Annotated in this window: 6 protein-coding genes and 1 pseudogene; 2 read left to right on the forward strand and 5 right to left on the reverse strand. The window is 73.0% G+C overall.

Annotation, left to right across the window (positions count from 1 at the left end; all coding sequences use genetic code 11):
• Positions 1 to 33: 33 nt before the first annotated feature.
• Entirely contained in the window at positions 34 to 798 is a 765-nt protein-coding gene (locus E6J59_00055; protein ID TMB24623.1) for a sensor histidine kinase, read from the forward strand.
• Here the strand turns inward: E6J59_00055 and E6J59_00060 are convergent, their stop codons facing one another.
• The 5 genes and pseudogenes from E6J59_00060 to E6J59_00080 form a co-directional block, all read right to left on the reverse strand.
• Positions 799 to 1,365: a response regulator gene (locus E6J59_00060; protein TMB24628.1), complete on the reverse strand. Its 567-nt coding sequence runs from the start codon at positions 1,363 to 1,365 to the stop codon at positions 799 to 801.
• A 360-nt stretch (positions 1,366 to 1,725) separates the two neighbouring features.
• Positions 1,726 to 1,980, reverse strand: a pseudogene (locus E6J59_00065) (hypothetical protein).
• 602 nt (positions 1,981 to 2,582) lie between these two features.
• Positions 2,583 to 4,520 carry a hypothetical protein gene (locus tag E6J59_00070; GenBank protein ID TMB24624.1) on the reverse strand — a complete coding sequence of 646 codons (1,938 nt, stop codon included), beginning with the start codon at positions 4,518 to 4,520 and terminating at the stop codon, positions 2,583 to 2,585.
• Positions 4,521 to 4,567: 47 nt separating this feature from the next.
• Positions 4,568 to 5,692, reverse strand: a complete 1,125-nt coding sequence (locus E6J59_00075) for an acyl-CoA dehydrogenase (protein ID TMB24625.1) — start codon at positions 5,690 to 5,692, stop codon at positions 4,568 to 4,570.
• 10 nt (positions 5,693 to 5,702) lie between these two features.
• Positions 5,703 to 6,902 carry an acyl-CoA dehydrogenase gene (locus E6J59_00080; protein TMB24626.1) on the reverse strand — a complete coding sequence of 400 codons (1,200 nt, stop codon included), beginning with the start codon at positions 6,900 to 6,902 and terminating at the stop codon, positions 5,703 to 5,705.
• A 54-nt stretch (positions 6,903 to 6,956) separates the two neighbouring features.
• Between E6J59_00080 and E6J59_00085 the strand changes: the two genes are divergently transcribed.
• Positions 6,957 to 7,576: hypothetical protein (locus E6J59_00085; GenBank protein TMB24627.1), on the forward strand; the 620-nt coding region annotated here is incomplete at its 3' end.

The raw sequence follows: 7,576 nt of genomic DNA on the forward strand, positions 1-7,576 counted from the left end.
CTATGCGACGCACGGCCTCGCCGGCGCGGCGGTGTGGTCGCTCGCCGCGCTGGGGCTCCACGTCATGCTGAAGCGGCTCACGGAGCGGCGGGTCGCCGTCGAGGAGCAAAACCGGCGGCTCGAGGCGCTCAACCGCGAGCTCGAGCACCGCGAGCGGCTCTCGGCGATCGGCAAGATGTCGTCGGTCATCTCGCACCAGATCCTCCAGCAGCTGGGCGTGATCGGCATCTACGCCGACCTGATCCGGCACACGGAGCCCGAGGGCGACCCGGCGGCCGCGGTCGCGCAGGCGAAGGCAAACGCCGCCGCCATCGAGGACGCGCTCGGCGGCGTGAACCGCGTGCTGGAAGACCTGCTCGTCTTCAGCCGCGACCTGCGCCTGAACCTCTACGAGCACCGTCTGCACGACGTGCGCCGGACGCGACCGCGCGGCTCGACAAGCTCAAGGTGAAGCAGGCGGTGGTGAACGTGCTCCGGAACGCGATCGAGGCCTCGCCGCCCGGGGCCGACGTGGTGGTGCGCGGCGCGCTCGCCGACGGCGCGGCGGAGATCGCCGTCACCGACCGTGGCCCGGGCATCCCCGCGGCCGACCGCGCCGCGATCTTCACGCCGTTCTTCACGACGAAGGAGCACGGCTCGGGCCTGGGCCTCGCCATCGCGCGCGAGTTCGCCGAGGCGCACGGCGGCGCGATCACGGCCGAGAGCCGCGACGGCGGCGGGACGACGTTCGTGCTGCGCCTCCCACGGGAGGGGCCGGCCGGCCAGTGCAGCCCGCCCGAGGCGCCGGGACCCCGGTGATCAGTTCGGTGCCGTCCCTCGCCCGAGGCTCGCCACGGTCGTGACCAGCTCCTCGGTGTCGAACGGCTTGGGGACGTGCCTCTGGAAGCCCGCCGCGAGCGCCTGCTGCCGGTCCTCGAAGCGGGCATACGCGGTCAGCGCCACGGCGGCGAGCGGGCGCCCCGGCGGCGTGCCGCGCGTGCGGATCTTCCGCATGAGCGCGTAGCCGTCCTCGCCGGGCATGCCGATGTCGCACACGAGGACGTCCGGCCACCAGCCCTCGAGTGCGGCGAGCGCCGCGGCGGCCGACTGGCATGCCCGGACCTCGGCACCGCCCCGCCGCAGGACCGCCTCGAGAACCTCGCACGTGTCCCGCTCGTCGTCGACCACGAGGACGCGGAGGCCAGCGAGCCGGGGTGTCTCCGGGGCGGGCGGTGGCGCCCCGGGCGAGCTCGCCGGTTGGGGCGCGACCCGGAGCGGCAGCCGCACCGTGAAGGTGGCGCCTTTACCCTGGCCCGCGCTCTCCGCGTGCACGCTGCCCCCGTGCAGCTCGACGATGTGGCGGACGATCGCGAGGCCGAGGCCCAGGCCGCCGGGCCCCCCCGTGATCGGGGCCTGGGCCTGCCGGAAGCGCTCGAAGACGTGGGGGAGGAAGCCGGGCGGGATGCCCTTGCCCGTGTCGCGGACCGAGAGCTCGAGGTGCGTCTGGGCGGGCCGGAGCCACACCTCGACGCGCCCGTTCTCGGGCGTGAACTTGATCGCGTTCGAGAGGAGGTTCCACACCACCTGCTGAAGACGCTGTCCGTCGCCCAGGATCGGAAGGACCCCCCGATGGAACCCCTTCACGACGCGGATGTTCTTGACCACGGCCGCGGGCCGCACGGCGTCGATCGCCGCGTCGATCACCTCGGCGAGCCGCACCGGCTTCAGGTCGAGGCGCATCTTCCCGCTGATGATGCGCGACACCTCGAGCAGGTCGTCGACCAGGCGCGCCTGCGCCCTCGCGTTGCGCTCGATCGCCTCGAGGGCGTGTGCCGCACGGGTGGGATCGAGCGTGCCCCGCCTGAGCTGGATCACCCACGCGAGGATCGGAGTGAGCGGGGTACGCAGCTCGTGCGAGAGGGTGGCGAGGAACTCGTCCTTCAGGCGGTTCGACTCTTCCGCCCTGCGGTACAGCCGCGCATACTCGATTCCGAGCCCCATCCGGTCGGCGACGACCTGGAGGAGCTGGGCGTCGCTGCGATTGAACTGCCGGCGCTGGAGCGCGCCCACGTGGAGCACGCCGATCACCCGGCCCTCGAAGAGGATCGGCACGCCGAGGAGCGAGCGGATGCCCTTCTCGCGCAGGATCGGATTCACGACCTTCGCCCGATCCACGTCCTCGACGAAGATGGGCCGCTTCTCCGCCGCGACGCGGCCGGCGAAGCCGACGCCCACCGGGATGCGAACCCTCCGCTCGACCTCCTGCTCGAGGCCCTTGGCCGCGCGCGCCACGAGCTCGCGGCCCTCCAGGAGCAGGATGGCCGCGGTGTCGGTGCCCAGGAGCGCGCGCACGCGGACGAGGAGCTCGTCGAGGAGCTGGTCGAGGCCGAGGTGTGCGAGCGCGGTGTCGGTGACCGCTTCGAGCGCGCGGATGGCCTTCGCGTCCGCGCGCGGGCGAGAGCCAAGCGCTTGGGGCTCCATGACTAATCTCTGGCTAATCTGCGTAGCCCCGGGCACGTTGGGCGTCAACACGACTTCCCGAGCCCCGCTTGCCGCCCGGGCTGACGGTCGGTGAAGCGCGCTTCGAGACGCCGCGACACCAGTCAGCGCAGGCGGTAGACGACCGGCCCGCTCCGCGGATCCGTGCCGAAGACGCGCACGAAGTGCCCGCCGGGCGCGGACAGCCACGCGATCTCGCTGCGGTTCCGCCACTCCTCGCGCACCGGACCGACGGCGAGGAGACCCACTCGCCGCCCCCGGAGTTCGTCGATCCATCCCTCCGGATTGCCCGCCTGCGCGGGAACGTAGACCACCCTGTTGGTGAAGTGCTTGCCGTAGAAGACGTAGCTGCGAGGGCTGAAGATGTACCCGACGGTCTCGCCTGGGCGGAGGTGGGTGGCGATGAACTCCGGGGCGCCTCCGTACGCCCGCGCTCGCTCGACGTCGCGGCGGGCTCGCATCCAGAACGTCCCCGCAGCGACCGCCACGCAGAGGAGCCCGCAGGCGACGGTCGAGGTCATCGGATGCGGGGTACGACGAACCGCGGCAACCGATGCGATTCCGGCGAGCGCGATGGTTGCGGCACAGGCCATGACCGCGCTCGTCATCGCCGCGACCACGGCGGCAAGGCCGAGGACGATGCCGACGCCCACACCGCGGGCGGGGAGCCTGCTCGCGCCGAGGGCGCTCAGAACGGCCAGCACCCCGAGGAACGGAAACGCGTAGCGGAAGGCCTGCCCGGTCCACGCGCTCAAGCCGGGCGGCGCTCCGTTGGCGCCGCTGAAGGGCGTGGTGCAGTATGCGGCCGCGGTCAGCGCCGCAAGACCGAGCAGTATCCGGAGATGGGAGCTCCGGGCAGGCCCCTCGGCCCGCGCCCGCGGTACGACCAGCGCCAGGGCGAAGGCCACGAGGATGACGAAGGGGAGACGCAGCTGCTCCCACACCGCGCCCGCCAGGATCCTCCAGTGCCGGGCACTCGTCGGGTCGAGGACGGACGCGAGGCTCGTGCGCCGCAGCCATGCCGGCTCGATGAAGCCCGGGAGGAGGTCGAACCGGCCCACCGCCACACGGACGAAGCCGAGCGGATTCCCCACCTCGGCCAGATTCCTCCCGTACCAGAATGCGCCGACGAGGAGACCCGCGGCGGCGAGCGTGACCGTCGTCCCGTCGATGGCGCGCGCGGGGCGGGGTGCTCTCATCCTCACGATGGTCAGGGCGGCGAGCAGCAGCGCCGCGTAGATGAGGCCGGGGATCTTGATGCCGGCGACCATGCCCACCGCTGCCAGGCAGAAGGCCACCGCAGCCGGCGACCGCGTGGTCTCGCATGCGAACGCGAAGTACAGGCCCGCCATGAAGAACGCCCCGAGCGGCAGGTCGACGTGCATCGTATCGACGTGCTTGCGCGTGATCGGCATGGCCAGCAGAAGAAATGCGGCCGTCAGCGCGTGGATGCGCTGTGCGCCGAGCTCGACGGCGACGAGGTACGTTGCGAGGCCGAAGATCAGCCAGGCAATCAGGTTCGGAAAGGCGACCAGGAAGTCCTCGCGGAACGGCAGCAGGAAGAGCGTGCACAGGACCTCCCAGTCGAACGGGTAGCGCCCGACCTGGGCCGCATAACGGCTCGCCCCGACGGGCCCGGGCGTCACCAGGGCGTGCGCCTGGTACCACCTGGCCATGGCGGGAAGGTGGTAGGCGAGCGAGTCGTGGTCGGTGATGGGCGTCGTGGCGAGGCGGATGAGAAGCGTGAGCCCGAGCACGCCGAACGCGAAGACGAGCGCATGCTCGGGCCAGATGAAACGGGGGGGTGGGATACGGAAGAGCGCGAGACGGCGGCGTGCCGCGGGCACGGCAAGCCCGAGGAAGAACGCGGTCGCCTCGCAGGGCAGCACGCCGCCGAGGCTGAGCCATCCCGCCGCTCCCAGCGCCAGCCCGACGCACGCCTGGAAGAGGCACCACGTCACCAGGACCGCCAGCAGCACCCGCGCCGCGGATCTGGGCTCGATCGGGGGAAGCGTCAGGCAGAACGGCAGCGGCCCCACCACGATCGCCGTGAAGGCGAGCAGGTCGAGCAGGTGATGCGCCAGGGCGGTCAGTACCCGTCCATCGTCGCCAGCCGCTCGCGGTGGTACGCGGGGTCCCCGAACGCCACCTCGTTCCAGCGCGCGCGCTTGAACCAGAGGTGCAGGTCGTGCTCCCAAGTGAAGCCGATCCCGCCGTGCATCTGCACCGAGCGGTTGACCGTGCGGCTGTAGACCTCGCCCAGCCGTGCCTTGGCGATCGCGGCTGCGCGCGCCGCCTCGCGCGGGCGGTGGTCGAACGCGTAGGCCGCGTACCAGACGAGCGAGCGCGCAGGCTCCACCTCCGACACCGTCTCGGCGGCCATGTGCTTGAGCGCCTGGAAGGAGCCGATGGGCCGGCCGAACTGCTGGCGCACCTTCGAGTACTCGACCGCCATCTCGAGCGCGCGCGCGGCGCCGCCCAGGCTGTCGGCGGCGAGACCGATCGCGCCGAGATCGAGGAGCCGGGCGAGGAGCGGCCAGCCGGCGCCCTCGCGGCCGACGAGCGCGCTGCGCTCGACGCCGACGTCGCGCAGGCTGACCTCGCCCACGCGGCGCGTGAGGTCGATGGTCTCGTCGCGCCGCACACGCACACCGGGCGCGCTCGTCTCCACCAGGAAGAGCGACACATCCTTCCGCCCGGTGCGCGCGGCGACGAGCAGCAGCTCGGCGCCCGGCGCGCCCATGACGAAGAGCTTCGTCCCGCCGAGCCGCCAGCCGTCGCGCGTGCGGCGCGCGGGTAGCGTGATCCCCTCCGCGTCGTGGCGGTCGCTATCCTCCAGGTAGGCGAGGGCGGCGAAGCACTCGCCCGCGACCAGGCGCGGCAGCCACGCCTTGCGCTCTGCCCCCGCGCCGGCGCGCAGCAGCGCGTGGATCACGAGCTGCGTCGGCAGGAAGGGCCCCGGCGCGGCCGCGCGCCCGAGCTCCTCCAGCACGAGCGCCAGGTCGAGCATCGAGAGCCCGAGCCCACCCTCCTTCTCCGGCACGACGAGCCCCATCCAGCCGAGCTCGGCCATCCTGGCGTAGAGCGCGCGCGGCACGCCGTCGGGCGTCTTCGCGGTCTCGCGCACGAGCGCCGGCGGGCACTCGCGCGCCAGGAACTCGCGCGCCGCGCGTTGGAGGGCCTCCTGGTCCTCAGTGAGGCCGAAGTCGATCAAATACCACGCCTCATCGTATGCCGCGGGCCTCGCGCGGCATGCCGAGCCCGCGCTCGGCGATGATGTTCTTCTGGATCTGCGAGGTGCCGCCGCCGATGATCAGGCCGAGGGAGTACATGAAGTCGCTCGGCCACACGCCGCCGTCGCGCGCGCGGGGGTCGCGCTTGTGGAGCGGCCCGTAGGAGCCCAGGACGTCGAGCGCCGCACGCGCGATGTCGTGGTTCAGCTCGGTCGTCACCAGCTTGTTGATCGACGCCGAGATGCCGGGCGGCCGGCCGTGGAGCGCGTCGGTCAGCTGGCGGTAGGCCTCGAGCCTCATCGTCTCGACGCGGATGGCGAGGTCGGCGAGACGCTGGCGGACGACGGGATCCTCGCTCGCGGGGCCGCCGTTCCGGCGGTGGGTGCGCGCGAGGCGCACGAGCTTCTGGAACGTCTGCTGCGTGCGCGTGGTCGAGCCCAGCATGTTGCGCTCGTGGGCGAGGGTGGCGTTCGCCACCTGCCAGCCGGCGTTCAGCTGGCCGACCAGGTTCGCGCGCGGCACGCGGACGTCCTCGAGGAAGACCTCGTTGAAGCCGGCGTCGCCCGTCATCTGCACGAGCGGGCGCACCGTGATGCCGGGCGTCCTCATGTCGATCAGGATGTAGGAGATGCCGGCGTGCCTGGACGCGTCGGGATCGGTGCGCACGAGGCAGAACATCCAGTCGGCGTACTGCGCGTTCGACGTCCACACCTTCTGCCCGTTCACGACGAACTCGTCGCCGCGGAGCTCCGCGCGCGTGCGCAGCGAGGCCAGGTCCGAGCCCGCCCCCGGCTCCGAGTAGCCCTGGCACCAGATCTCCTCGGCGGTCAGGATCTTGGGGAGGTGGCGGCGCCGCTGCTCCTCGGTGCCGTGCTGGATGAGCGTCGGGCCGACCATCGAGATGCCGAGGAGGCCGATCAGCCCCGGGGCCCGCGCGCGCACCATCTCGTCGTTGACGATCGTCTGGCGCATGATGTCGGCGCCCTGGCCGCCCCAGTCGCGCGGCCAGGCGAGCGCCAGGTAGCCGGCCGCGTGGACCTTCCGCTGCCAGGCCTTGGCCGCGGCGATGCGGCGCGGGTCGCCGAACTCGACCGGGCGCTCGTCGCGCTGGCGCCCGGGGACGTTGCGCCTGAGCCAGGCCCGGACCTCGCGCTGGAAGGCCAGCTCCTCGGGGGTGTAGGAGAGGTCCATGAGCGGGGTCGGTAGCACTTCGCCGCCCGGCTGGCTACCCTCGGGCCGCTCGTGGTGACCGATCCACGCGTCGTGCGCGGCATGCAGGCCCAGCTCGCCCGCTGGCGGCGCCGGATCGCGGGCGGCGCGGCGCGGGTCGGGTGGAAGATCGGCTTCAACTCACCGGCGGCGCAGCGGCAGCTCGGCCTCGACGGCACGGTGGTCGGCCATCTCACGCAGGCGACCGTGCTCGCGCCCGGGACGAGCCACTCGCTCGCCGGCTCCCGCCTGGTGAGCGCCGAGCCGGAGGTCGCGGTCCACCTCGGGCGGGACGTCCCGGCGGGCGCCGGCGGAGACGCGGCGCGCGCCGCGATCGCCGCGCTCGGCGCGGCGATCGAGCTGGTCGACATCGACGGGCCCCTGGACGACCTGGAGGCGATCCTGGCCGCCAACGTCTTCCATCGCGCGGCGGTGCTCGGGCCGCCCCGGACCGAGCGGGCCGGCGGCGCGCTCGCGGGCGTGACCGCGCGCGCGTTCCGCAACGGCGACGAGGTCGCCAGCGTGGAGGCGGCGGCCGCGGCCGGCGATCTCGCCGCGGTGGTGCGCCACGTCGCGGACTGGCTTGCCGCCTTCGGCGAGCGGCTCTGCGCCGGCGACCGCATCATCTGCGGGTCGCTCGCGCCGCCGATCTGGGT

The organism is Deltaproteobacteria bacterium, from assembly GCA_005879795.1.
Lineage (GTDB): Bacteria > Desulfobacterota > Binatia > DP-6 > DP-6 > DP-6.